This window comes from Acinetobacter sp. S4397-1 (assembly GCF_024129285.1).
GTDB lineage: Bacteria > Pseudomonadota > Gammaproteobacteria > Pseudomonadales > Moraxellaceae > Acinetobacter > Acinetobacter lwoffii_C.
This window is the reverse complement of sequence record NZ_JAMXXZ010000020.1, coordinates 1-25,843: the sequence shown is the minus strand read 5'-3', so window position 1 is coordinate 25,843 and position 25,843 is coordinate 1. Positions and strand designations below refer to the sequence as shown.

Annotated in this window: 24 protein-coding genes and 4 tRNA genes; 24 read left to right on the top strand and 4 right to left on the bottom strand. The window is 46.4% G+C overall.

The features are described 5' to 3' along the window. Positions 1-11: 11 nt before the first annotated feature. Positions 12-2,162, bottom strand: coding sequence for a fatty acid oxidation complex subunit alpha FadB (gene fadB / locus NI467_RS10310; RefSeq protein ID WP_151204959.1), 2,151 nt, complete (start codon positions 2,160-2,162; stop codon positions 12-14). A gap of 492 nt (positions 2,163-2,654) precedes the next feature. On the opposite strand from fadB, the gene lpxO reads away from it, so the two are divergent. Both lpxO and NI467_RS10300 read left to right on the top strand, forming a co-directional pair. Continuing rightward, positions 2,655-3,572: a lipid A hydroxylase LpxO gene (gene lpxO, locus NI467_RS10305; RefSeq protein WP_151204960.1), complete on the top strand. Its 918-nt coding sequence runs from the start codon at positions 2,655-2,657 to the stop codon at positions 3,570-3,572. Positions 3,573-3,682: 110 nt separating this feature from the next. After that, the gene (locus NI467_RS10300; protein ID WP_253152791.1) at positions 3,683-4,117 is read left to right on the top strand and encodes a PH domain-containing protein; all 435 of its coding nucleotides are present in this window, start codon (positions 3,683-3,685) and stop codon (positions 4,115-4,117) included. An 11-nt stretch (positions 4,118-4,128) separates the two neighbouring features. Here NI467_RS10300 and NI467_RS10295 read toward each other — a convergent pair whose 3' ends face one another. After that, positions 4,129-5,190: an AAA family ATPase gene (locus tag NI467_RS10295; RefSeq protein ID WP_253152788.1), complete on the bottom strand. Its 1,062-nt coding sequence runs from the start codon at positions 5,188-5,190 to the stop codon at positions 4,129-4,131. A gap of 221 nt (positions 5,191-5,411) precedes the next feature. Between NI467_RS10295 and uvrC the strand changes: the two genes are divergently transcribed. From uvrC to pgsA, 3 genes are all read left to right on the top strand, one after another. Continuing rightward, the gene (gene uvrC, locus NI467_RS10290; protein WP_253152787.1) at positions 5,412-7,211 is read left to right on the top strand and encodes an excinuclease ABC subunit UvrC; all 1,800 of its coding nucleotides are present in this window, start codon (positions 5,412-5,414) and stop codon (positions 7,209-7,211) included. 112 nt (positions 7,212-7,323) lie between these two features. Next, positions 7,324-8,118: a thioesterase family protein gene (locus NI467_RS10285; protein WP_151207590.1), complete on the top strand. Its 795-nt coding sequence runs from the start codon at positions 7,324-7,326 to the stop codon at positions 8,116-8,118. Between the two features lie 107 nt (positions 8,119-8,225). After that, entirely contained in the window at positions 8,226-8,813 is a 588-nt protein-coding gene (pgsA, locus tag NI467_RS10280; protein ID WP_253152785.1) for a CDP-diacylglycerol--glycerol-3-phosphate 3-phosphatidyltransferase, read from the top strand. Positions 8,814-9,472: 659 nt separating this feature from the next. Here the strand turns inward: pgsA and NI467_RS10275 are convergent. After that, the gene (locus tag NI467_RS10275) at positions 9,473-9,745 is read right to left on the bottom strand and encodes an oxidative damage protection protein (RefSeq protein ID WP_151205448.1); all 273 of its coding nucleotides are present in this window, start codon (positions 9,743-9,745) and stop codon (positions 9,473-9,475) included. Positions 9,746-9,774: 29 nt separating this feature from the next. Next, on the bottom strand, positions 9,775-11,205 hold the full coding sequence (gene argH, locus NI467_RS10270; RefSeq protein ID WP_253152783.1) for an argininosuccinate lyase: 1,431 nt from the start codon (positions 11,203-11,205) through the stop codon (positions 9,775-9,777). Here argH and NI467_RS10265 point away from each other — a divergent pair. The 19 genes from NI467_RS10265 to NI467_RS10175 form a co-directional block, all read left to right on the top strand. Continuing rightward, positions 11,196-12,350: a sensor histidine kinase gene (locus NI467_RS10265; RefSeq protein ID WP_253152781.1), complete on the top strand. Its 1,155-nt coding sequence runs from the start codon at positions 11,196-11,198 to the stop codon at positions 12,348-12,350. The two genes, argH and NI467_RS10265, sit on opposite strands and share 10 nt — an antisense overlap. Positions 12,351-12,419: 69 nt before the next feature. Beyond that, positions 12,420-13,160: a LytTR family DNA-binding domain-containing protein gene (locus NI467_RS10260; protein ID WP_253152780.1), complete on the top strand. Its 741-nt coding sequence runs from the start codon at positions 12,420-12,422 to the stop codon at positions 13,158-13,160. 105 nt (positions 13,161-13,265) lie between these two features. Beyond that, positions 13,266-14,189, top strand: coding sequence for a hydroxymethylbilane synthase (gene hemC / locus NI467_RS10255; protein WP_151207596.1), 924 nt, complete (start codon positions 13,266-13,268; stop codon positions 14,187-14,189). Further along, the gene (locus tag NI467_RS10250) at positions 14,189-14,971 is read left to right on the top strand and encodes a uroporphyrinogen-III synthase (protein WP_174659164.1); all 783 of its coding nucleotides are present in this window, start codon (positions 14,189-14,191) and stop codon (positions 14,969-14,971) included. The genes hemC and NI467_RS10250 overlap by 1 nt, the downstream gene beginning before the upstream one ends. After that, positions 14,968-15,804 carry a hypothetical protein gene (locus NI467_RS10245; protein WP_253152778.1) on the top strand — a complete coding sequence of 279 codons (837 nt, stop codon included), beginning with the start codon at positions 14,968-14,970 and terminating at the stop codon, positions 15,802-15,804. Before NI467_RS10250 ends, NI467_RS10245 begins: the two co-directional genes overlap by 4 nt. A 6-nt stretch (positions 15,805-15,810) precedes the next feature. Then, a complete protein-coding gene (locus NI467_RS10240; RefSeq protein WP_253152776.1) occupies positions 15,811-17,004 on the top strand; it encodes a heme biosynthesis protein HemY in 1,194 nt (397 codons plus the stop codon). Positions 17,005-17,012: 8 nt separating this feature from the next. After that, entirely contained in the window at positions 17,013-17,441 is a 429-nt protein-coding gene (locus tag NI467_RS10235; protein WP_174659167.1) for a thioesterase family protein, read from the top strand. A gap of 149 nt (positions 17,442-17,590) precedes the next feature. After that, positions 17,591-17,917 (top strand): H-NS family nucleoid-associated regulatory protein, encoded by a 327-nt coding sequence (locus tag NI467_RS10230; protein ID WP_171478826.1) that lies wholly within the window; start codon positions 17,591-17,593, stop codon positions 17,915-17,917. Between the two features lie 180 nt (positions 17,918-18,097). Continuing rightward, the gene (gspN, locus tag NI467_RS10225) at positions 18,098-18,841 is read left to right on the top strand and encodes a type II secretion system protein N (RefSeq protein ID WP_174659168.1); all 744 of its coding nucleotides are present in this window, start codon (positions 18,098-18,100) and stop codon (positions 18,839-18,841) included. Continuing rightward, entirely contained in the window at positions 18,841-19,701 is an 861-nt protein-coding gene (locus NI467_RS10220) for a type II secretion system protein N (protein ID WP_174659169.1), read from the top strand. Before gspN ends, NI467_RS10220 begins: the two co-directional genes overlap by 1 nt. A 41-nt stretch (positions 19,702-19,742) precedes the next feature. Continuing rightward, positions 19,743-21,998, top strand: coding sequence for a type II secretion system secretin GspD (gspD, locus tag NI467_RS10215; protein WP_253152774.1), 2,256 nt, complete (start codon positions 19,743-19,745; stop codon positions 21,996-21,998). 62 nt (positions 21,999-22,060) lie between these two features. Continuing rightward, complete coding sequence (locus NI467_RS10210) at positions 22,061-22,720, top strand: FHA domain-containing protein (RefSeq protein WP_174659171.1); 660 nt, start codon at positions 22,061-22,063, stop codon at positions 22,718-22,720. A gap of 79 nt (positions 22,721-22,799) precedes the next feature. Then, positions 22,800-23,468, top strand: coding sequence for a phosphoglycolate phosphatase (gene gph / locus NI467_RS10205; RefSeq protein ID WP_151207613.1), 669 nt, complete (start codon positions 22,800-22,802; stop codon positions 23,466-23,468). A 110-nt stretch (positions 23,469-23,578) separates the two neighbouring features. Beyond that, on the top strand, positions 23,579-25,072 hold the full coding sequence (gene trpE / locus NI467_RS10200) for an anthranilate synthase component I (RefSeq protein WP_174659172.1): 1,494 nt from the start codon (positions 23,579-23,581) through the stop codon (positions 25,070-25,072). 107 nt (positions 25,073-25,179) lie between these two features. Continuing rightward, a tRNA-Thr gene (locus NI467_RS10195) sits at positions 25,180-25,255 on the top strand. A 54-nt stretch (positions 25,256-25,309) separates the two neighbouring features. Beyond that, positions 25,310-25,393 (top strand) — tRNA-Tyr (locus tag NI467_RS10190). A 37-nt stretch (positions 25,394-25,430) separates the two neighbouring features. Beyond that, positions 25,431-25,506: transfer RNA gene (locus NI467_RS10185), tRNA-Gly, on the top strand. Between the two features lie 21 nt (positions 25,507-25,527). Then, positions 25,528-25,602 (top strand) — tRNA-Thr (locus tag NI467_RS10180). Positions 25,603-25,753: 151 nt separating this feature from the next. Further along, on the top strand, positions 25,754-25,843 hold a 90-nt coding region (locus NI467_RS10175), incomplete at its 3' end, for a GTP-binding protein (RefSeq protein WP_072292276.1).

Below are 25,843 nucleotides of genomic sequence, written 5' to 3'. Positions count from 1 at the left end.
CACGTCACTCCTTAACCGTAGAATTTTTTATTGTTAGCAGCCATGTCACGCAACATTTGCGGCGCTTCATAAGCCTTACCAAGATGTGCATACTTGTCGCAAAGTGCCACGTATTCAGCAACACCTGTCTGGTCGATATAACGGCATGGACCACCACGGAATGGAGGGAAACCAATACCCATGATCATCGCCATATCCGCTTCAGCAGGGGTCGCCACGATGTTATCTTCCAGACAACGTACTGTTTCGTTGCACAGGGCCAGCATCATACGGTCAATAATTTCCTGAGCATCAAATTCGCGTTTTTCACCTGATACCACCGGAGCAATTACGTCATATGCTGTTGGATCAACAGTCTTAGCTTTTTTGCCTTTACGGTCGAGTTCGTATTTGTAGAAACCGACATCATTTTTCTGACCCAGACGTTTTGCTTCATACATGGTCTGGATAGAACCTTTGTAATCTGGCTTCATACGGTCAGGGAAACCTTCGGCCATGACTTCTGCACCATGTACGCCCGTGTCGATACCGACCACGTCCATCAGGTAAGCAGGACCCATTGGCCAGCCGAATTTTTCCATAACTTTATCGATTTGCTGGAAGTCTGCACCGTCTTTCAGTAACAGGTCAAACGCACCGAAGTAAGGGAATAGGACGCGGTTTACCAGGAAGCCCGGACAGTCATTTACCACGATTGGCGTTTTACCCATTTTCTGGGCCAGAACGACAGTCGTTGCAATGGCTTCTTCAGAGGTCTTTTCACCACGGATCACTTCAACCAGTGGCATCATGTGTACCGGGTTAAAGAAGTGCATACCAACAAAGTTTTCAGGACGTTGCAGCGCTTTTGCTAAACGCGTGATTGAAATCGTCGACGTGTTGGATGCAATAATCGTGTTTTCACGGACATGCTTTTCAGTGTCTGCGAGAACGATTTCTTTGACTTTAGGATTTTCAGTAACTGCCTCAATCACGATATCCACTTCTTTAAACTCTTCATAGCTTAAAGTCGGACGGATACGCGCCAGAGTTTCGCCCATTTGCGCTGGCTTCATCTTTTTGCGTTCAACCTGCTTGGTCAGCAGTTTGTTGGCTTCAGACATACCCAGTGCCAGTTGCGGGTTACCAATATCCTTCATGATGATTGGCGTGCCCTTGCTTGCCGCCTGGTAAGCAATACCGCCACCCATGATACCAGCGCCCAGTACAGCGGCCTGATTGACCGGATGTGCACCTTTTTCATGTTGCTTAGAGGCTTTTTTCACCACTTGGTCATTCAGAAACAGACCGATCAATGCGCCTGCTTGTGGTGTTACTGCTGCTTTGGCAAAGCCTTGAGCTTCTATTTTTAGCGCGTCGTCACGATGCAGACTGGCACCCGCCTGAAGCGAGTCAAGCAATAATTTTGGCGCCGGATATTGAGCTGGATTCGCTTTCGCCAGCACTGCACCTTTAGCCGTGTTGAATGCCATCATTTGCTCAAGCATGTTCAACTTCACTGGGTCCAGTTTTTCCTGACGCTTTTCCTTCCAGTCCAGACGGCCATGAATCGCCTGTTTCACCAGGTCAATTGCTGCATCTTTCAGTTTGTCTGCTGCAACCACTGCATCCACGGCACCATCTTTGAGTGCTGCAGCCGGCTTTTTAGGAGCAGCCATTGCCATCCATTCAACAGCATTGTCGATACCGATTAGACGGCTTAAACGTACTGTTCCACCAAAGCCCGGGAAAATTCCCAGTTTAATTTCAGGCAGGCCAACTTGCGCCTGTTCTGACATCACACGGTAGTCACAGACCAAGCACATTTCGAAACCGCCACCCAGTGCCATGCCGTTAATGGCAGCTACCTTAGGAATATCCAGGTCTTCGAAGCTATTGAAGATTTCGTGAACTGGCATCGCCCAGTCAACAATTGCCTCTTCGCCCTGTGCGAAGTTAGCCCCGAATTCAGTGATGTCAGCACCTACAATAAACGTAGATTTTGCTGAAGTCACAATCAGACCCTGAATATCAGCCTGAGATACGGCCTCAATTGCAGCCTTAAAATCTTCAATCGTTGCACGGTTGAATTTGTTAACCGACTCACCTTGTAAGTCAAAGCGGAATTCTGCAATTCCGTCCTCAAGCATTTGGACGGTAATGGCATTGCCAGCGTGGATCATGCCCTGATCTCCTTTATTTTGGAGGACTTCTAAGTTGATGTTGTGAAGCAAGTGCGCATTTCCCGCACACTTTTATACTTCGCCAATCTTACGATAACTATAGCCAAAAAGAACATCACAAGTTGTATCAAGCCGTGACGCAAGGGTCATCAATTTTTAGCGACCAGTTCAGTTGCGGTTACAGTCAGGCTCTAGCGAACCGTCATTGTAGTGTAGTGAAGTTATTGTTTCATTTTCACTTTTTTTATTGGGATGGCTGAATTTTTATAACCCAGAACGGGCTGCTTGCAAATACTCGCTCTGTGGTTTTTTAGTCAAAAAAGTCAATTCAGCTAGAAAATATGCAGTTCAGCTAATGCAAATAGACGCGACACTGCGTTCCATTAGTGTAGTGCTAGCAGAGAGATCCGCTTTGTTATAATACCGACATTTTTTGACTCATGTGTTTTTTCCTGTGCCTAGTTGGGGGCCTAAAGTTTTCTGGATACTAATATGCTTAAGTGGATTATTTTGGCCATTTTCGTCATTTCAGCGTTATATATACAACGCCGTGGCAAAGTTCGGCATTCATTTTACCGTCAGTTTTTTGATCATTCGACCTTGCTGGCACCCATCAATTTTTTAATGTACCTGTTTTCCAGGGTGCCCAATCAGCCTTATATCGATACCCAGCATTTTAAGGACTTGCAGGTTCTGGATGAACACTGGGAAATGATTCGTGATGAAGCCCGGGCTCTGTATGAACAGGGGGGCATCAAAGCCTCCAGTAAATATGATGATCTCGGCTTTAACTCATTTTTCAAGACCGGCTGGAAACGCTTTTATCTAAAATGGTATGACTCGGCCCATCCGTCTGCAGCAGAGCTGTGTCCAAAAACCACCGCCTTGCTGCAAACCCTGCCCAGCATTAAAGCCGCCATGTTTACCGAACTGGCGCCAGACAGCCGTCTGGTACGGCATCGTGACCCATATGCCGGTTCATTGCGTTATCATTTGGGATTAATGACTCCAAATGATGACCGCTGTTTTATTGATGTCGATGGTGAACGTTATTCCTGGCGCGATGGCGAGAGTGTGGTATTTGATGAAACCTATATTCACTATGCCGAAAATAAGACCGATCAAAACCGGATTATTTTTTTCGCCGATGTAGAGCGCCCTTTAAAAACCCGCTGGATGGAAGCTTTTAATCACTGGTTTGGTAAAAAGGTGATGACCGCGGCCAGCTCACCGAATGAGGCCGGAGACCAGACCGGTGGCTTAAATAAAGCCTTTGCCTATGTTTATCAGATTCGTATCCAAGCCAAAGCGTTAAAGGCCAAAAACCGCCAGCTCTACTATTTTCTGAAATGGTTCCTGATGCTGGGGATATTCTTCCTGATTTTTATCCGGCCTTATGTGTTCTCCTAAACCATAACTAAAAGATAAAAAACGCCCATCTGGGCGTTTTTTATTGATCGGGAAGCATCAGCACAGGACTCTGATTTTGTGTAAGATAGATACAGAAACAGGGGAAAGCGATGCACATATTTCGTTCCAAAAAAGACTGGTGGCTGCTGGCCTTTATCATCTGTATGAGTGGACTGCTCATACAGCTATTACTGACCATGCAGGCCAAGGGTACGCTGCTGCAATATCCGCTGCATAGTGCTGTTTATATACTGACGATTGTCGTGATCTGGTGGCCGGTATGGAGTACCCGCTATATTGTTCAGGACGATATGCTGTCGATTAAAAGCCTGTGGTTGAGCTGGCAGATTCCGCTGCATGCTATTCAGCAGATCCAGCCCACGGATTATTCCGAGGTAGCTCCGGCGCTATCTTTAAAACGTTTGAAAATTACTTATATGCAGGCAGATACGCAAAAATATGTGCTAATTTCGCCTAAAAAACCAGAACAATTTATGCAGGCGATTGCATCACATCAGGCAAGAACCTCTGCTAAATCAGTTTGAGCGGCTGGGAATCAATCCTCCGAGGGGGCAGGCAGAATCCGTAGTTGTCCATCATGACAATCTAAAAAAAGCTCGAACTGTTTTGGCTGTTTCAAGAAATACATGGCCAGAATCGGTTCCAATTCTGTGCGTATTTTACGGCCCAGATGGCGGGCGCCATAACGGATGTCATGACCCTGATAAAAATAGGCCTTGGCGGCGGGGCTTAAATGTACCTGACGCTGCTGATGTTGCAGACGTTTGTTGAGTTTTTCCAGCTCAATTTCAACCAGACGCGGCAAGGCATCCTGCTGTACCGCTTGATAGTGCAAGGTACGATCAATCCGGTTCAGAAATTCTGGATCAAATTGACGCTGCATGATGTGGTCAATAATACGCTGAGTCGGTAGCTTTTTCAGACAAAGCTGCTGCATTTTCTGTGGCAGATAAGTCAGTTTTTCCAGATATTGCTGGGCGGCCTGTGCCCCGATATTACTGGTCATAAAAATCATACAGTTACGAAAATCAATGGTTTTGGTCCCGGCCGTCAAGGTGAGGCGGCCGGTATCCAGCACATTCATCAGCCCGCGAATCACTTCGGTACTGGCTTTTTCCAGCTCATCAAACAGCATGATGCCCGGACGGGTATGACTGCCGGCAATCGCGATTTCATCAAACAGGCTATGGCCTTCTTTAGAGCCGACATAGCCCGGTGGTGCGCCAGTCAGGGCCGCTGCATAATGTTCCTGCGCCAGCGTATTCATGTCAATCCGGCAGAAGGCATCCGGACGGCCATAAATTGCTTCAGCAATCAGGCGTACGGTTTCCGTTTTACCGACACCGGTAGGGCCGAGCATTAACGTCACTGAAAGCGGTCGTTCCGGGCTGGAAAAATCGGCTTTGACCACATGCAGCATGTTCTCGATTTCAGTTAAGGCAGCATCCTGTCCAATAATGCGCTCGCGTAGGAATTGCATGACCGACTCAGGCTCAAAGTGAAAACGTGGTTTCCCGATCAGGCGGTCCCGTTCAGCGCGACTCTGGCTGGAGGTCGCAGGTTGCACAATACGAATACCGGATGGGGAACTGGTCATCTTGGATCATCTCGAGATAGAACAGCTTGAGCATAGCAAAGATCGCGCAGGCAAATTATAGCTTTTAGCAATCACCGCATGGCAGGGGACTTATAACTGTCCGCTCTGCCTCAATCTGTTGATTTAGCTGCCCCGTTCTGGCTAATTTTGTATTATTGCTTGAAAATGACACAAGAAACATCACATATATCTGCATATTGCAGGTGAAAAATAGGTTTTAGGTGAACGAGAACGCACGCCCTCATATTGAAAAAATCTTGGCCCATATGACCACCTTGCCCGGGGTCTACCGGATGTATGGCAAAGATGGTGAATTGTTGTATGTGGGAAAAGCCAAAAACCTGAAAAACCGGGTATCCAGCTATTTTGTCAAAACCATTGATCATCCGAAAACTCAGGCTCTGGTGGCGCGAATTTATGACATTCAAACCCTGATCGTGCGTTCGGAAACCGAAGCCTTGCTCTTAGAGCAAAACCTGATCAAGTTGCATCGCCCGCCCTATAACATCATGCTGCGCGATGATAAGTCCTATATTTATATTTTTGTCTCGGCGGATAAGCCCTATCCGCGTCTGGCCAGTGGGCGCGGCAAGGGGAAGCACCAGGTCGGCAAGTTTTTTGGGCCTTATCCGAGTGCCTATAATGCACGTGATACTTTGGTGATTCTGCAAAAACTGTTTAATGTCCGCTCCTGTGAAAACAGTTTTTTTGCCAACCGTACCCGGCCTTGTCTGCAATATCAGATCAAGCGCTGTTCGGCGCCCTGTGTCGGCTTTATCTCGCCAGAAGACTATAAGGAAGATGTTGATAATTCAATCCGTTTCCTGCGTGGTGATACCCGGGAGCTGAATCAGGAACTGATTGCCAAAATGGAAGCTGCGGCAGAAAATCTGGAATTTGAAAAAGCGGTATTTTTCCGGGACCGCATGGCCTTGCTGCGTGATGTGCAGGCCCAGCAGGCGATTTATAAGGTCAAGGGCGAGGCAGATATATTGGCGATTGCCTCTCAGGCCGGTGTGACCTGTGTGCAGATCATGCATGTGCGTAATGGCAAAATGCTGGGGGGGAAAGGCTATTTTCCGGACATGCTCAGTGATGATCTGGGGCAGATGTTGGCAGACTTTATTGCTAATTTTTATTTTCAGGTGGCCGATGAAATTCCGACAGAACTGATCGTCAATATTGAGGTGGCTGATCGCAAGGAGCTGGAAGCCGCATTGTCCCAGCATTTTGACAAAAAAATCCAGATCAAGTCCAGAGTCCGGGAAACCCGGGCCGAGTGGCTGGAGTTAGCCGAAATGAATGTGCAGAATGCCATTCGGGGCAGACTGGCCAATCATTTTGAACTGAATGAACGCTTCCATCAGCTAGAGCAGGTGGTCGGTCGTCCGGTAGACCGGATTGAGTGTTTTGATATCTCACATGCGATGGGTGAGGATACCGTGGCCTCCTGTGTGGTTTTTGACAGTGGGGGTGCCCGGAAACGGGATTATCGCCAGTTTTCCATTCATGACATTACTGAAGGTGATGATTATGCGGCCATGCGTCAGGCCTTAACTCGGCGTTATAAAAAGGCCATGCTGCCGGATTTACTGCTGATCGACGGTGGCAAAGGTCAGCTGCATATGGCTATGGAGGTGATGCAGGAGCTGGGGCTGGATGCCTTCATGATCGGGGTATCCAAGGGCGAAGGACGTAAGCCGGGTCTGGAAACCCTGCATTTTACCGATGGCAGCAAGATTCAGCTTCCGGAAGATCATAAGGCATTACATCTGATCCAGCAGGTGCGTGATGAAGCGCACCGTTTTGCCATTACCCGGCACCGGGCCAAACGTGACAAAAAGCGCGGCTCATCCGTACTGGAAGTAATTCCGGGCTTAGGGCCTAAACGCCGTCGTGATTTACTGACCCATTTTGGCGGGATTCAGGGGGTATTAAAAGCTTCAGAAAAAGACCTGCAACTGGTTCCGGGACTTGGCTCAGTGATGGCACGCATGATTTACAAGACCCTGCATGAATAAAAAACCAGAACGACCCGGGCAAAAATGCTCACTGACTGGGGTGTCATCCGTCATTTCTCAAGTGGCTTTTTCCAGGCAGAATAAAGAGAGATCAACGCACTAAGGAAGAACAATGTCTTTACATGGATTGTATGCACAAATTGCCGAGCAGGAATGGGTCGATTTCCCAGAAGGCTGGTTACAGGGACGCACTTTGTATGGTGGTCTTGCAGCTGCGATGATGATGCAAAAAGCGGTATTGGCCATTCAGGATCCAAGCCAGCGCCTGCTGAATGCCAGTGTGACTTTTGTAGGTCCGGTTAAGCAGGCCAAAGTCCGTTTGACCGCAGAAATCTTGCGACAAGGCAGGTCTGTCACCACCATTGAAGTGCGTTTATGGCAGGATCAGGCCGTACAAAGTATTTTGCTTGCCAGTTTTGGAGCGGCCCGGGAGTCGGAGATTCAGGTCCGGCAAATGCCGCAGGCCCCTGACTATCCAGCGCCTGAGCAACTGTTGCTGTTTCCGGGCGAGCAGGAGCTACCAGAATGTTATCAGCATTTTCAGCTGGCCTGGGCAGATGTCAATTTGCCTTGCAGTGCCAGTACAAGGCCAGATTTTGGTGGATGGTTCCGGTTTCATCCTGAAAAGCATAGCAACCGTAAATTTCAGCTCGCTGATTTAATGGCACTTTTTGATATTTGGCCGCCTGGGGTACTGCCAATGTTTAAAAAACGGGCACCTGCCAGCAGTCTGACCTGGAATGTTACTTATGTGCATCCGTTACAGCACCAGTTAAAGGATTGGTTTAAATATAAAGTATTTACAGACCATGCAGCAGACGGTTATGCAACTGAATATGCCTATCTCTGGGATAGTGAAAATCGTCTGATTGCGATCGCCAGGCAGACGGTGACCGTGTTTGCCTAGTGACACTGCACGCCAATTCGTATAAAGTGAGGCCTATCAATGATGGATCAAACCTCAGAAAAAGTGTGCATTTTCATCGTACATGAGGGGAACAATTGGCGGTGTCTATGACTACAGGTCGTATCCTGAATATTCCTAATATCTTGACCTTGGCGCGTATTGTCCTTATTCCGGTATTTTTATTGGTGGCCTATTGGCCCCCTGCAGTGGGGATTTATGGGGCTGAGCCGAATGTAACGCGGCATCTGGTTCTTACTGCGATTTTTGTTATTGCGGCAGTAACAGACTGGTTTGATGGCTATCTTGCCAGGACCTTGAACCAGACCTCTGCATTTGGGCGTTTTCTGGACCCGGTGGCTGATAAGCTGATGGTGGCGGCTGCCTTAATTGTACTGGTCCAGTGGCAACCGACCATCTCTATGGCATTTGCAGCCATCGTGATCATTTCCCGTGAAATTACCGTCTCGGCATTGCGTGAATGGATGGCGGAACTGGGTGCGCGAACCAGTGTGGCGGTTTCGACAGTCGGAAAATATAAGACCGCTTTTCAGATGATTGCGATCAGTGTATTCCTGCTCAACTGGCCGCCTCTGGAAATGCTGGCCTATGCACTGCTGTATACGGCAGTAATTCTGACTTTATGGTCGATGTTTATTTATCTCAAAGCGGCTTGGCCGTATTTAAAACAGCCTTAAAAGACATACATAAGAAAGCTCCATTGATGGGGCTTTTTTTATGGTTAATTGAGAAAGGTTTTGTAAAAATAACAGGTAAAAAAATACCCAGCCTTTGGGGGAAGAACTGGGATGAAATCGGGGTATTTCTCAGTTATTATTATAGTTATTCAAAGATATCTCATCTTCTTGTTAGCCATTATGACAGGAGTTTTCATAAAAACATGGGGTTTCTTGTTGCTGAATGTTGTGTTTTGTAGAGGCTCTGTATTGGGGTTTTACAATCCATTATTTTGATACAAACTTGATGGTTTTTTAAAAGGGAAGGGGCTGCTTAAAGTCAGAAAATACGCTAGTAAAAAAGTTGCCTTGAGCTGCTTGCGAGATATTTTTCAAGCTACACTGTTGGCTCGAAATAGCTTAGAAAAACGATATGACGAATTTTGCGTTTTAGAAATGAAAATAATTTTTCAGCACGACTTTAGGACTCACTAGAGCAGGGCTTTAAGTCGTAAACACTCTTTTCTTAGAGTTGTTTAGGCCCACTCTTCTTGCTTGTCTTGCCTCATTTTCAGCCCTATAAAAAAAAGAATCCCCAAAATATGGAGATTCTTTCAGGGTTTTAGTCTATGCAGACTGTGCCCTTGTGTTGCGGCTTAGTGGAGCAGTGCTCCACTTAATCACGCCTCAGGCTTAAGACCTTCGGCTTTTTCTAAAGTTTCATCATTATTAAAGAACTTCTCACGTTGTTCTTCCAGAAACTTTTTTGCATCCGGTTCAAACACGCTTAAACGCTTTTCATTGATCAGCGTGGTCTGGTGCTTTAACCATTCCTGCCAAGCCTGTTTAGACACGGTATCAAACAGTTCCTGTCCCTTGGCACCCGGGAATGGTGCAAAGTCTAGACCTTCCATCTCTTGTTGATACTTACGGCAAAATACTTGTCGAGACATACCAATACTCCAAATTAAAGCGAAAGCAGTTAAGCATAAAGTTTTTCTAGGCGAGCATGGGCACGTTCGATTGCAGCTTCAACCTGAGCCGGTGCCGTACCCCCAATGTGGTTACGTGCATTTACCGATGCTTCCAGAGTCAGTGCTTTTTCAAATACATCTGCCTGAATCAGATCCGAGAACTGTTGTAATTGTTCCAGGGTGAGCTCAGACAGGTCTTTGCCTTCCTGAACACCTAAGGCCACTGCTTTACCTACAATTTCATGCGCATCACGGAAGGCTACGCCATTTTTCACTAGGTAGTCTGCCAGGTCAGTGGCAGTCGAGAAACCACGTAAGGCAGCTTCACGCATTTCCGGAAGGTTTGGAACCAGTGCCGGAATCATGTCAGCAAAGGCCATCAATGAACCACGCACCGTGTCGATCGCATCAAATAGCGGTTCCTTGTCTTCCTGATTATCCTTGTTATATGCCAAGGGTTGACCTTTCATCAGGGTTAACAGGCTCATCAGATCACCATACACCCGGCCTGTTTTACCGCGAACCAGTTCAGGTACATCTGGGTTTTTCTTCTGTGGCATGATCGATGAACCAGTACAGAAACGATCTGGAATGTTCACAAACTTGAACTGTGCCGAAGTCCACAGAATCAGCTCTTCAGACATACGTGACAAGTGCATCATGATGAGTGAGGCTGCAGCATTGAATTCAATTCCGAAATCACGATCAGATACGGCATCCAGTGAGTTTTCAGCAATCGCTTCAAAGCCTAAAAGCTCGGCCGTATAGGCACGGTCAATTGGATAGGTTGTTCCCGCCAGCGCTGCAGAACCCAGTGGCATACGGTTGACACGCTTACGGCAGTCAATCAGACGCTCGGAGTCACGTACCAGCATTTCAAACCAGGCCATTAAGTGATGGCCAAAAGTGACCGGCTGTGCAGTCTGTAAATGGGTAAAGCCCGACATGATGGTATTAGTGTTCTTGGCAGCCAGCTCCAAAATACCTTTTTGTAATTTTTTCAATAATTCTAAAATGGCATCGATTTCATCACGCACATACAGACGGATATCCGTGGCGACTTGGTCATTACGGCTGCGGCCGGTATGCAGTTTTTTACCGGTGATGCCAATACGCTGAGTCAGGCGTGATTCGATGTTCATGTGCACATCTTCAAGGTCAATGCGCCATTCAAAATTGCCTGCTTCAATATCTGCCTGAATGGCAGTCAGACCTTCAATAATGTCATCGCGTTCCTGTTCAGTCAGTACCCCGACTTTGGCAAGCATGGTCGCATGAGCCACCGAGCCTGCAATATCCTGTTTATAAAAACGTTGGTCAAATTGAACAGATGCTGTAAATTCAGCAACGAAAGCATCAGTCGCTTCAGAGAAACGACCGCCCCACATACCCGAAGTCTGGGCGTGTGCTGGATGAGAGGAATTAGAAGATGTGGTCATGTCGGCTCAATCAGATTAAAAGCAGTAGAACGAAAAAGAGTATAACAAATTCAAAGCCTATTGCCGAAATTCTATCTGATCAATCTTGCCTGTCCCGAACAGGGCAGGGATTGGGTTCCTATTTTTTTAGCCAGATGGGACAGTGGCAATATTTGCTCGAGCTGTTTATCGGTGGTAATACCCTGGCTCTGGTCCTGGCGCTGGCAGAAGCCCAGTCCTGGCAGGCTTTGAGTGTGCTACAGCTGCTGCAATATATGCTGTATATCAGCTGGATACTGTTATGTTTTGCAGCGCTGCTGGAGTTTTTTGAGCAGCAGTTTCAGCGAATGGGGATTAAACTGGCTTTAATGTCCGGATTTTTACTGTTACAGGTCATTGTGCTGCTGACTACTATCAGCTTGAATATTTTGATATATATTGGAACAAATTTAAGTTTTCAGGGCTTGAACTGGACTATTATTCTGGATCAGCTCAGTCTACACTTAAGTTTAGGAATATTGCTTGGGATGTTTTGTTTTCGCTATCTGTATCTGCGCGAGCAGTGGCAGCAGCAGCAGCATAGTGAGCTGAAGGCCCGTATTCAGGCCATGCAGGCACGGATTCACCCGCATTTTCTGTTTAATAGCCTGAATAGTGTTATCAGCCTGATCAGTATTGATCCTGACAAGGCAGAACAAATGCTGTTAAACCTGTCGCGTTTGTTCCGGGCTAGTTTTCAGGAGTTAAAGCTGGTCAGCGTGCAGGAAGAAATTGATCTGTGCCAGCGTTATTTGCAGATTGAACAAATTCGGCTGGGCGAACGCTTGCAAGTTGAATGGAAACTGGAAAACAAGGAGCTATATTCTCAAGTCCAGATTCCCTTACTGACTTTACAACCCTTATTAGAAAATAGTATTTTTCATGGAGTTGAAAAAATCTTAACAAAGAGTACGATAAGCGTATTGATTGAAATATTACAAAATCAAATTAATATCATCATAACAAACCCTTATATGCAGGAAAATAAAACTTTAAAAAAGGGGCACGGTATTGCAATAGAAAATGTCAGACAGCGACTGGAGGCTTATTATGGCTCTACAGTCAGCTTACAGACATTTGCTGGCGAAGGGATGTTCACGACAGTATTACGATACCGATATAAATAAAAATAAATCAAAAAGATCCGGGTTAAACTATTCATGAATGTGATGCTATGAGCCGGATAAGGAGGAGAAATGGACGTCCTGATTTGTGATGATGAGCCTTTGGCTGTCGAACGCTTATCGCGTTTGGTCTCTCAGCTGGGCCATCAGGTGATTGCCACTGCTAGCCATGGCCGCCAAGCCATTGATCTGGCTCACCATCACGAACCTGATGTCATCTTATTAGATATTCAAATGCCTGAAATGGATGGCCTGATCTGCGCGCAGCATTTACGCCAGCTTGATCCGATGCCCGCCATTGTATTCTGTACGGCCTATGATCAGCATGCACTGGATGCTTTTAAGTCCAATGCGGAAGGCTATTTGCTCAAACCCGTGATGCAACAGGAATTAGCACAGGTGTTGGAGCATTTAACTAAATTTACCCAAGCTCAGATGAGCCAACTAAAACAAAAAGAAAATATGGAAGATATCAATACAAGCCGCCAGCAGATTGCGGCAAAGACCTATCGTGGTGTGGAGTTGGTGCCAGTTGAAAATATCTATTACTTTCTGGCGGATCAGAAATATGTCACTGTACGGCACAAAAATGGCAGTGTCCTGATTGATGAAACCTTAAAGGAACTTGAGCTGGAATTTGGTGACCAGTTTATCCGGATTCATCGTAATGCGCTGGTGTCTGTGCATTATCTGGATGGGCTTGAGGTTGTGAGTTCTGGTCAGTATCAGGTGCGTTGCCGGGAACTGGAGGAGCGTCTGGCGGTCAGTCGACGCCATTTGCCGATTTTAAGGGATCGTATTCATAAGCTTTAACAGCTATATAGGCAATGTAATCTGAAGCTTGTGTAAATTCACTTGCATTTTCAAGTGAGCAGGTTAAGTTTAGACTATTGTTCTCATTGGCTGTTATTTAAATTTATGAAGACCCTAAAAATTGCAACTCGACAAAGTCCACTTGCACTTTGGCAAGCGGAACATATTCGTGCGCGTTTACAGGACCTGCATACTGGTTTACAGGTCGAGTTAGTCACTTTTGTTACACAGGGCGATAAAATCCTGGATACGCCATTGGCTAAAATTGGTGGAAAGGGATTATTTGTAAAAGAACTGGAAGCAGCTTTACTGGATGGACGTGCAGATCTGGCGGTTCACTCTATGAAAGATGTCCCGATGGCGTTACCTGAAGGTCTGGCCTTAGCAGTGATCTGTGAGCGTGAAGATCCGCTGGATGCTTTTGTTTCTAATCATTACGCCAGCTTTGATGACTTGCCACACGGTGCCAAGGTAGGAACTTCGAGTTTGCGCCGTAAGACTCAGATTTTAAAGCAGCGTCCGGATCTGGAGATTATTGACCTGCGCGGTAATGTGGGTACCCGTTTATCTAAACTGGATGCAGGACAGTATGATGCTATCATTTTAGCCAGTGCCGGTTTAAAACGCCTTGGTCTGGCAGAGCGTATCCGTCATACACTTGCAGCTGAAGTCAGTCTGCCTGCGGTAGGACAGGGGGCTTTGGGACTAGAATGCCGTGAGGGCGATCAGGCGGTGCTGGATCTTATTCTGCCACTTTTACATGCGGAAACGGATGCTTGCGTCCGTGCGGAGCGTGCCTTTAATGCCTATCTGGAGGGTGGTTGTCAGGTGCCAATTGCAGGTTATGCGACTTTAAATCAGGATCATATTTCGATTGAAGGTCGGGTGGGCAGTGTAGATGGGGCCGTGCTGTTACGTGCCCAGCATACCGGACATATCACAGAGGCTGAGCAACTCGGCGTGCAGTTGGCCAAAGACCTGCTGGATCAGGGGGCGGGCGATCTACTGAAGGCGCTTTATTCAAACTGATGTTGTTTATCAATACCCGACCCAGAGATCGTGCTGCAAAGTTGACTGAGCAGTTACAAAACGCACAGATTCCTGTTGTAGAATTGCCTTTACTGGAGCTGATCGCACAGCCTCTTTCAGAGGATCTGCTGGCTTTATATCGCCGGCTGGATCAGGCCGATATTATTGTGGTGGTCAGCCCAACTGCAGTGCAACTGGGAATGCGGTATTTGCAGCAGGCGGGTGTCGCCCTGCACAGCTTGCAGCATGTGCAGTGGGTGGCAGTCGGTCAGGCCACAGAAAAAGCGTTGGCAGCCTATGGTATTCACAGTCATGTGCCGGAGCTAGAAACCTCTGAAGGGATGCTGCAATTGCCAGTCCTGAAGCAGCTGGCGTTGCCAGCGACGGTGGCCTTCTGGCGGGGTGAAGGGGGACGCCAGTTCATGATGCAGCATCTGCATGAGCAGAAGGTTCAGGTATTGAATTTTGTACTTTACCGACGGCAATGTCCGGCCGAGAGTGCAGACATTCTAGAAAAAAAACGGGCTGTGATTCAGGCTGAACAGCCTTGCGTAGTATTAATCAGTAGTGAAGCCAGCTGGCTCAACTGGCTGGATCTGGCAGAAAAAAGCTGTCCACAACTGATTCATCAGGCGCATTATCTGGTTTTGGGGCCGCGTTTGGCAGTGCTCCTGGGGGAATATCAACAGCAGCATCAGGCAGGTTTTCAATTCGCGCAGCTCGATGACTTAAGCGGATCAACCATTCTGCACTATATGCTGACGACATTAGGGCATTCATGAAAAAATTTTTCATCCTGTTTTTGACTCTGGCTTTGGCATGGATTGTCAAACTGAGCTATGACCTCTATCTCTTGAATTCAGCCCAGACGGAATTAAATGGACGTTTAAATCAGATCCAGCAGCAGAATGCTAACCTGAATGATCAGCTGGTGGCTTTAAAGCGGTTAGTGGTCTCGAACTCATCTACAGCACCTGTGGCGAGTGGTTCTGAGAATAGTCAGACCGTCGCGGTCGATACACATCAAAACCTGGAGCTGGTTGAACAATATCTGGATCTGATTGAATTTGCTCTGCAACAGCAACAACATGCTATGGCGGTAGAAAAATTGAACCGTTTAAAAAATGAAGTGGCTCAGCTGGGCCTGGCACCTGCGTTGGCTGGCAGTCTGGAACAGGCGATCGTCAAAGACCAGGAGACTTTGAAGCAGTGGACCAATGAACGGGTGATGCAACGGAACAGACTGAATGAATTATTAAGCCAGATGGATGCTGAAATTAAAAAAGAAATTCAGCTCCCCCATCAGGCCTCATCTACGCAAACTCGTTCATTTTGGCAACGCTGGATTCAAATTGAGCCGGTCGAACAGATGAGCAGTGTGCTGATGCAACGCCATCTGATTTTAAAAGAAGCACAACTACGCTTGCTGATTGCACAAAACACCCTGCAACAGGGGCAGCAAGTGGCTTTTCAGCAGGCATTGCAGAGCGTCATTGATGTGCTGGAGCAATTGCCGGATGAACGCAGTCAGCACTGGATCAAACAGTTGCAACAGATCAAGGCCACGCCACTAACGCCTGTTCCGTTGTTAAATACTCGTACCCTGCTGAGCTAAACGCTTATGAAACAGATTTTGCTTGCTTATTTATTGGCGTGTTTGTTTGGCATTGCGATCCTAAGCGTGATGAGTTATGGCCATGGCCCAGGATATGTCTATTTATACTGGCGTGAATGGCAAATTCAGACCACCTTCTGGTTTCTGGCTGCTATGCTGGCGCTGACCAGTTTGGTGATGCAAATGATCTGGTATGCCACCAAACGCTATTTGAGCCGTGAACAGCGCAAGCATGAAACAGTGTTTAGTTTTGCCCGTTTACATCCTTATGAGCAGTTGGCTGTGGTCTGGTTGCTGAATGCAGCACAGGATCAGCGCAATTTTATTCAGCAGTCTTTTAATACTTCAGGGCTACTCAAATATATTATTGAGGCGCGATTATCTTGGGGACAGCAGCAATATAGCGAAGCTTTGCAAGCCTTAAATCAATCTAACCCTATGGCATTTGAGCTGGCAGAATTACAGCGAATAGAAATTTATTTATCTCAGCAAGATGGCCAGCAGGCTTTAACCCATTTAGAGTTTTTAAACCAGCATGAATTATCACCTTGGTTAAATCAGGTGAAAACTGCCTATGAACAGCGTTTAAATTCATTATGGGGACAGTTTGCCTTACAGTTTCCGTGGTTATATCTGCGCTCGACCAAATATGGACACTTAGACCAAAAAGTCAAAAAGTCCTGGTTAGAACAGTTATTAGCGGCCTATGATCAGGCCAGTGAAGAAGATTTAAAATATTTGCAGCAACGGTATCTGGATTTAAAACCCCAGTTATTTACGCGTGATTATGAGGTTAACCTCTTATGGCTAAAACTATTATTTAAAATGCCCGAAATGAGCGCCGAACATGAAAGTCTGGCTATGCAGTTACTGGAACAGCAATTTAATCAGGATGTCTTTTATTTGTGGTTCCAGCAGCAACTATTAAGACAGGCTCCAGATTATAGTTATATTGCTGAGCAAATTGCACTTTGGGAAAATAAATATATGACCCTGCCTATTCTGACCTTTGCCAAATGGCACGTGTTACGGGCCACAGGGCATACTGAGGAAGCTGAGCAATTGCTGGACTTATACCCGGATGATATCCGTATGGGTTATTTAAGAATTAAGTCGGTCTTGCAGGACAGAGAGGATTTGTTGCAACAGCTGCATAAGGTATTTGAATCGAATGTCAATTTTATAGAAATTAGAATTTAAGGATGATCATGTCGGAATTACAACAATATCCAATCATTTACTCACAGGTCGTGGCTTGGGGAGATATGGACGCTTTTGGTCATGTTAATAATGTTATCTATTACCGCTATATTGAAATTGCACGTCTGGCGTATTTAAATCAATTAAATGTTTTTGATGAAGATATTTTAACTGTAGTGGCTTCAAATCAATGCCGATATTTAAAACCGGTGGTCTATCCTGATCAGTTAAAGATTGCGGTGCGTATTGATGAACTCAGACATACTGCGATCAGAATGCATTATCTATTATGGAGTGAAGTACAACAGTGTATTGTGGCCACTTCAGAAGCAGTAATTGTCTGTCTCAATAAACACACTCTACAAAAAACAGTCATTCCGCCAACTATTCGAGAAAAAATCATCCAACTTGAATCAAGTGTGGGGCATATAATTTAATAAGTAGACTAATTATTTATTTTTTGTAATGAGTTTTCAATTAATTGTTGTAGACTTCAATTATATATTGAATATTTTTTTTAAAATAAATATGATGAAGCTGTTATTTAATAAAACAAATAATGTTATTGAAATATTTTTTGGAGAATATAATGCCGGATATCACAAATCTATCTGTTGAACAGTTAAAACGCCTGCAAGCTGAAGCTGAAGCCCTGATTGCCTCAAAAAAAGATCAAGAAATTGAAGAAGCTTATCGTCAAGTTTTAGAGATTGCGGAAAAAGTGGGATTAAGTATTGAACAGCTGATCGAGTTTGGCGCGTCGAAACGTAAAAAAACCTCACGTAAATCTGTAGAGCCACGTTATCGCAGTAAATCGAATACTGCAGATACCTGGACCGGTCGTGGTAAACAGCCACGTTGGCTGGTTGCAGAATTGGAAAAAGGTGCAAAGCTGGAAGATTTTTTAATTTAATTTTTAATTAATATTTCGTCATTAGCTCGTCATATAGGCGAGCTATGATTGATGAACCAAGCATGACTGCTTGGTTTTTTTATAGCTATGAATTGGCGCCATAGAAAAAGTGTGCATAATGGTCTGTAGAAGTAAAAATGATAAACGGGAATTCAGATTCGATATGTTGGTCGTGATGGAATGAGCAGTAAACCGAAAACTTTAAAGTGGTTAATACTTGCAATTGGGGCCTTTTTTATCTTTGTTGTACTGCAGGTGCCAGCAGCTTGGTTAGTTTCAAAATTTTATAAAAATAATCAGGTCTTACACAATATTAACGGGAATATCTGGCAGGGAAGTGCAGACTGGAAAAAAGGAAACTTAACTGGAAGCTTGAATTGGCAGCTCAGACCTCTGGACCTGCTATTGCTGAGATTGGGGGCTCAAGTCGATCTGCATAGCGGTAATACTCAACTTTCCGGCACCCTGGCATACGGCCTGAACAAAACTTTAAGAGTTAAAAATCTTGAAGGTCAGCTGGCACCAGAAAGCTTAAAAAAGCTGGCCGCCTGGCAATGGCCTAGTAATTCAATCCAGCTCAAAGAGCTGGACTTTAAGTATAAAAAAGAGCAGGGCTTTAGCCAGGTGACGGGTCAGCTACAGTGGGCAGGAGGAGAGTTGATCTATACTTTTGCCCAGCGTCAGGAACAGATCAATGTGCCAGCTTTAACTGGTCAGCTCTCGGATGAAAGTAACCAGCTGCTGCTGGACGTACGAGATGCCCGCGATCAGCGAATGCTAAATATAAAACTTGATCCTGATCTCATGCTGGATGTCCAGCTCACCCAGCGTTTCTTGATGAATGCACCTGCTTATACAGGTAAAGCCGGTCTGGACACCTATGTCATTAGTACCCGCCAACCGCTGATGGGAGGGCTAAACTGATGGCCTTCTCTCTAGATGACTTGAAGAACTTGAATCTGCAGCAAGCTAACCGGGCTGCACCTGTATTGCTCCTGTTTTTAATGCTGTATGTATGCTGGAAACTGGCTGCTCTATTCTGGTTGTTGGTGGCTCCTCCTCAGGCCATGCAGGTAGATCGGGTTGAACTCGGCTCACAACAGCCACAGGTGCCGAATATCAGTGCATTTTCGTTATTTCAGGAAAACACACAAACGGCGGCAACGACCGAGATTGCTAATCTCAGCTTGCAAGGGGTGGTGGTGGCCAGCCCGAGTTATAACTCTTCAGCAGTTTTTAAGATCAATGATCAGGTCGACCGTTACCGTGTGGGCGAAACGCTGGCCAATAGTGGATTTGAGCTGGCAGAAGTGTATTGGGATCGGGTTGTACTGCGCCGTCCTGGCGGGGCCACGCAGGAAGTATTCTTCAAAGGGCTGGAAAATGGTTTAAATCAGCCGATTGTTCCAGAACAGTCTCTGCTGTCTGCCAAGCCCTCTTCAGGTAATGAAGGTCGGGCTGAGCCTCAAGCTCCTGCCCCATCACCGCAAAATGAGATTGGTCGTGCCATTCAGCAGATGCAGGAAAATCGTGAACAATATTTACAAAATATGGGGGTTAGTGCAGCCGATGGCAGTTATGAAGTCACCTCTCGTACACCGCTTGCGCTGCGTAACCGCCTGGGTTTAAGACCGGGGGATCGGATTCTGTCTTTAAATGGCCAGACGCTCACACAGGGGCAGACTGAAGCACAATTACTAGAACAGGCTCGACGTGAAGGTCAGGTGAAACTCGAAATACAACGTGGTGATCAGGTGATGACCATACAACAAGATTTGAAATGATGTGTCATCACAACATATAGGGTTAGGAAGCACAAAAGTTTATGGCTTTATTTAATAATAATCGATCAGCTTGGGCGCTGTGCGCGGCTGCACCATTGGTGGCTATGGTCAGTACGGCCAGTTATGCACAAACCTGGAAAATTAATCTCCGGGATGCAGACTTAACCGCTTTCATTAATGAAGTTGCTGATATTACAGGTAAAAATTTTGCAGTAGATCCCCGGGTACGTGGTAATGTTACGGTGATTTCCAATAAACCTTTAAATAAAAATGAAGTTTATGACCTGTTTTTAGGCGTGTTGAATGTCAATGGGGTGGTGGCCATTCCTTCAGGTAATACCATCAAGTTGGTGCCTGATAGCAATGTCAAAAACTCGGGCATTCCCTATGATGCCCGTAGCCGCGCTCGTGGAGACCAGATTGTTACCCGGGTCATCTGGCTGGAAAATACCAATCCGAATGACCTGATTTCGGCCCTGCGTCCTTTAATGCCGCAATTTGCCCATCTGGCTGCTGTGCCGGGCACCAATGCCCTGATCGTGTCAGATCGTGCCAATAATATTTATCAGCTGGAAACCATCATCCGTAATCTGGACGGAACAGGGCAAAATGACATCGAGGCAGTAAGCCTGCAATCGAGTCAGGCTGAAGAAATGATCGAGCTGATTGAGTCGATGACCGCGACAGGTGCCGCCAAGGATCTGCGTGGTTCTCGTGTTCGGGTAATTGCCGATGTGCGAACCAACCGGATTCTGATCAAAGGTGATTTGGCCACCCGCAAACGGGTACGTCAGATGATTGAAACGCTGGATGTGCCGGCCGCCGACCGTCTGGGCGGATTAAAAGTCTTTCGCCTGAAATATGCGAGTGCCAAGAATCTGGCGGAAATTCTGCAAGGTCTGGTCACAGGGCAGGCCGTGAAAAGTAGTTCGGATCATGCGTCATCTGACTCATCTTCCTCCAATCCCATCAGTAATTTAAGCAATAGCAACAGTGCTGGCAGCAATTCAAATAGTAATGGTGCTTCCGGTATTCAGCTGAACAGTGGCATGAAAGCCGAGCAGGGGGGCATCAGTAGTTTTAGTGCCAATGGGGTTAGTATTATTGCGGACGCTACCCAGAACTCGCTGGTGGTCAAAGCAGATCCGCAGTTAATGCGTGAAATAGAATCTGCAATTAACCAGCTGGATGTTCGTCGCCAGCAGGTGCTGATTGAAGCTGCCATTATTGAGATTGAAGGCAATGACGCGGACCAGCTTGGGGTGCAATGGGCCCTGGGTGATCTCAATAGCGGTATTGGCTTGATTAACTTTGATAATTTTGGCAGCAGCCTGAAAAATATTGCCGCGGGTTATCTGACTGGCGGCCTAGCAGGGGCGGGCAGTGCGCTGGGTACAGGTGGCTCATTAATCCTGGGTGACTATAAAGAAGGGGCAGATGGGTCCCGCAAGCTGTATGGAGCCTTGATTCAGGCGCTCAAAGAAACCACCAAATCCAATCTGTTGTCTACGCCGTCTATTGTCACGATGGACAATGAAGAAGCGTATATCGTGGTAGGTGAAAACGTACCTTTTGTTACCGGTTCAGTATCGACGGGTGCTGCTGGTGTTGCCAATCCCTATACCACGATTGAACGTAAGGATGTCGGGGTAACCTTAAAAGTGATTCCACACATTGGGGAGGATGGTACGGTACGTCTGGAAGTCGAACAGGAGGTATCGGATGTTAAAGCCAATAAAGGACAGGCATCTGATCTGGTGACCAGTAAACGGGCCATTAAAACCTCGATTCTGGCTGAACATGGCCAAACCATTGTATTGGGCGGTCTGATTTCGGACAACACCAGTTATGGCCGTCAGGCTATACCGGGTCTGGGTGCCATTCCAGGTCTTGGCCGCTTATTCCGCTCCGAAGGAAAGTCTAATCAGAAACGTAACCTGTTGATTTTTATTCATCCGACCATTGTGGGCGACAAGAATGCAGTACGCAAACTGACCCAACAGCGCTATAGCCAGTTATATAGTTTGCAATTGGCTCTGGATGCAGATGGGAATTTCTCCAAATTGCCGGAAAATGTAGATGATGTCTATCAGCAGCGTATTCCAGTGTCTAAAACCCCATTAAAAAATTCGCCTTATCAGACTGTGCCAACGGCCCCTGCAACGAACTCATCTACAGTGACGACCACACCTGTTGCAATCGAGCCAGTCATTCCACAGCAGACTGTACCGCCTGTCGAGCAGATCGAAAAAAGTAAAAATACCGTTACAACCACTACACTTAGACCGAAAAGCTAGGATATTCGCATGGGCATGCAGCATGTTATGATAGCGGCAAAGAGAATAGAGAAGTGGATTTCATGACTTGGAAAATACATGCGATTACAGATGATCTCGCTGGACAAGATATTGCAATAGAGCGTGACATGCTGGTAGGGCGTCATCAGAGCGCCGATATTGTGTTGCAGGCAGCAGAGATTTCGCGTAAACATGCGGCTTTCCTGCTTAAAGAGGATGCACTGTGGGTGCAGGATTTGGGTTCATCCAATGGTACCTTTGTAAATGATCTGCGTATTGAGCAGGAAACCCTGTTAAAGCAAGATGATATCGTTCAATTCGCCAGCTTGAAGTTTTTGGTGCTTGAACCGGTTCGTGCGGTTGACGTTGCTGCAGACATTGAAGCAACTGCTGAAAAAGTGACTGAAGATGTAGAAGTGGTTGAAAAAACGCCAGCTCAACATATGAATGAGCAAGGTATACCAGAATTGAAAGAGCGTGATGCTTCAATCCAGTTAACACGTGATGGCATGCCAACCAATGTCGGTATTCCGAAACCGGCCCCGATTGCTGAAGGTATTGATCTGACCGCCGTCAAGCCTGAGCCTGCCCCGGTTTCGGTAGAGCAGCCGATTTCCCGTGTTGAACAGGAAAAACAGGCGCAGAAAAATGCTTCTGTAGGCTTGATTTCCCTGATTGTACTGGTGATTCTGGCGATTATTGCCTGGGTATTATTTAAATAGGCCGATGATTGGCTATACAATCAAGGCATGCAGAACGCATGCCTTTTTTGACAATGCATAACTAAAAACGAGGGTCAGGATGTCAATTGCACAGCTCGAACAGCGCCAGCTGATTTTATTTGATCTGGATGGTACCTTGGTGGATTCGGCTCATGATCTGTATCGCGCCATGAATATGAGTCTTAATATCATGCAACTGCCCTCGGTGACGGAAGAGCAGGTGCGGGTCTGGATTGGCAAGGGCAGTTCCCTCTTTTGCGAGAGCGTCCTGCGCCATTTGGTCGGTGAGGTGATGCCAGCGCAGCATCAGGAATTACTCAGTACCTTTCTGGAAATTTACAATGCCGATCCATGTATTGATACCGTGCCTTTCCCGGGGATTCTGGAATTTCTGGCTTGGGCCAAGGCCGAAGGTAAAACCCTGATCTGTGTTACCAATAAACCGGAGCGTCCGGCATGCAGTATTCTGGATACCTTGGAAATGTCACAGTATTTTACAGATACCATCGGTGGTGACCGGTTTGCCGAACGTAAGCCGCATCCACGTCAGCTATTACATTGTGTAGAGCACTATCAGGTGGCCAAAGAACAGGTCTTGCTGATTGGTGATTCTTGCAATGATATTGAAGCAGCACGTCGGGCCGGCATTGATTGTATTGTAGTCAGCTATGGCTATAATCATGGCGAGGATATTGCGGATTCGCAGCCACAGCAGATCGTGAGTGACTTAAGAGATTTGCTGAACTAGCACAAGGGAATAAAGGAAATAGAATGAATAGTGATACGGTTTTTCGATGGCGTCGCTCGGTTCACTTCAATTTGCAAACTAAGTAAACCCTATTAAAAGAGAAAAACCGAATGACCACTCAAGCCCAATTCCAGCAACTTGCAGCACAAGGGTACAACCTGATTCCTGTTTATCGCCAGCGTCTGGCGGATACAGAAACCCCATTGTCCGTATTTGCCCGTTTAAAACAGCATCAACATGCCTATTTATTTGAATCTGTTGAGGGCGGTGAAAACTGGGCGCGCTATTCCATTATTGGACTCGGTGAATCTACCGTATTCTCCTGTAATGCAGGGCAACTCACAATACAACATGCCGATGGCCGCCTTGAGCAGCAGGCATGTAGCGATCCATTTCAATATATCCGTGATTTTCAGGCCCAGTTTAAAGTTCCGACTCAGGCCGAACTTCCGGCATTGCCAAGTTTTACCGGCGGTCTGGTCGGTTACTTTGGTTACGATACGGTGCGTTATATCGAACCACGCCTGAACAATATGCCTGAAGCGGATCCTGTGGGTCTGCCAGACCTCTGGATGATGCTGTCTAAAACCGTTATCGTGTTTGATAATTTAAAAGATACCTTGTTCCTGATTGTACATGGCGATGCCACGGATCCAGTTGCTTATGAAAAAGCACAGGAACAATTAAATGAACTGGAAAATATTCTGGCAACCCCAGTCAGCTTAAAAGCAGAAAAACATACCCCTCCGCATTTCGAGTCGCTCACCGGAAAAGATAAGTTTTTGGAGTCGGTAGAGCAGGTTAAGGAGTATATCCGTGCTGGAGATGTCATGCAGGTGGTACCAGGCCACCGGATGGTGTCTGACTTTGATGGCGACCCGTTACAGGTTTATCGCGCATTGCGTCATTTGAATCCATCCCCTTATCTGTTTTTGGTACAAGGACAGACCCTGGACAACCAGACGCCGTTTCATATTGTCGGTTCTTCACCAGAAATTCTGTCCCGTCTGGAAAATGGTATTGCTACAGTCCGCCCGCTGGCAGGAACCCGTCCACGCGGCAAGAGTAAAGAAGAAGATCTGGCTTTAGAACAAGAGTTGCTTTCTGATGAAAAAGAGATCGCCGAGCATGTCATGCTGATCGACTTGGGGCGAAATGATGTGGGGCGGGTCTCAAAAACTGGAAAAGTGCAAGTGACAGATCAAATGGTGATCGAGCGTTATTCCCATGTCATGCATATTGTGTCGAATGTACAGGGTGAAGTCCGCGATGATGTCGATGCGCTGGATGTTTTTAAAGCCACTTTCCCAGCAGGCACACTTTCTGGTGCGCCTAAAATCCGCGCCATGGAAATTATTGATGAAGTCGAGCCGGTAAAACGTGGGATTTTTGGCGGTGCTGTGGGTTATTTAGGCTGGCATGGTGAAATGGACATGTCGATTGCGATTCGTACCTGCGTTATTCGTGAAAATAAGGTCTATGTACAGGCCGGAGCAGGTTTAGTTGCAGACTCAAATCCTGAGTCTGAGTGGAATGAAACCCAAATAAAAGCTCGCGCAGTGATCAAAGCGGTTGAATTATCGTCAAACGGATTGATTTTGTGAGTTTTTGGCATTTTTTTTGAAAAAAACACTTGCACGGATTTCAAGTTTTGCTAAACTGCACACCGTTCCGATACGAAACGTACGAAACGTACGAAACACTAAGAAACGCCGGCATAGCTCAGTTGGTAGAGCAACTGACTTGTAATCAGTAGGTCCACAGTTCGAATCCGTGTGCCGGCACCATCTTAGAAAGTTTGGAGTACAAAGTAAAGAACGACACTGATGTAAGTGTAAAATGGTGGGATTCCCGAGCGGTCAAAGGGGGCGGACTGTAACTCCGCTACGAAAGTTTCGAAGGTTCGAATCCTTCTCCCACCACCAATTTTAAGACTTCAAAGTGGTTCAGTACCAACATCGTGCGGGAGTAGCTCAGTTGGTAGAGCGGCAGCCTTCCAAGCTGCATGTCGCGAGTTCGATCCTCGTCTCCCGCTCCATGAGTTGAAGTACTAATATTTGCTCTTATAGCTCAGTGGTAGAGCACTCCCTTGGTAAGGGAGAGGTCTCGAGTTCAAATCTCGATAAGAGCTCCAGATTACAGTTTGGCAACTTAAGTTGCAAAAATATTCCAAAAGCAGGCTATTTAGTCTGCTTTTCAAGTATTTGGTGTTCGGTTTTTTTAAACGATATGTCGGAGCTGGGTTTTACTCAGAATTGTGTTCGACGTAAACGAGGAAGATTAACATGGCTAAGGCTAAGTTTGAACGTAATAAGCCACACGTTAACGTGGGCACAATCGGTCACGTTGACCATGGTAAAACAACTTTAACAGCT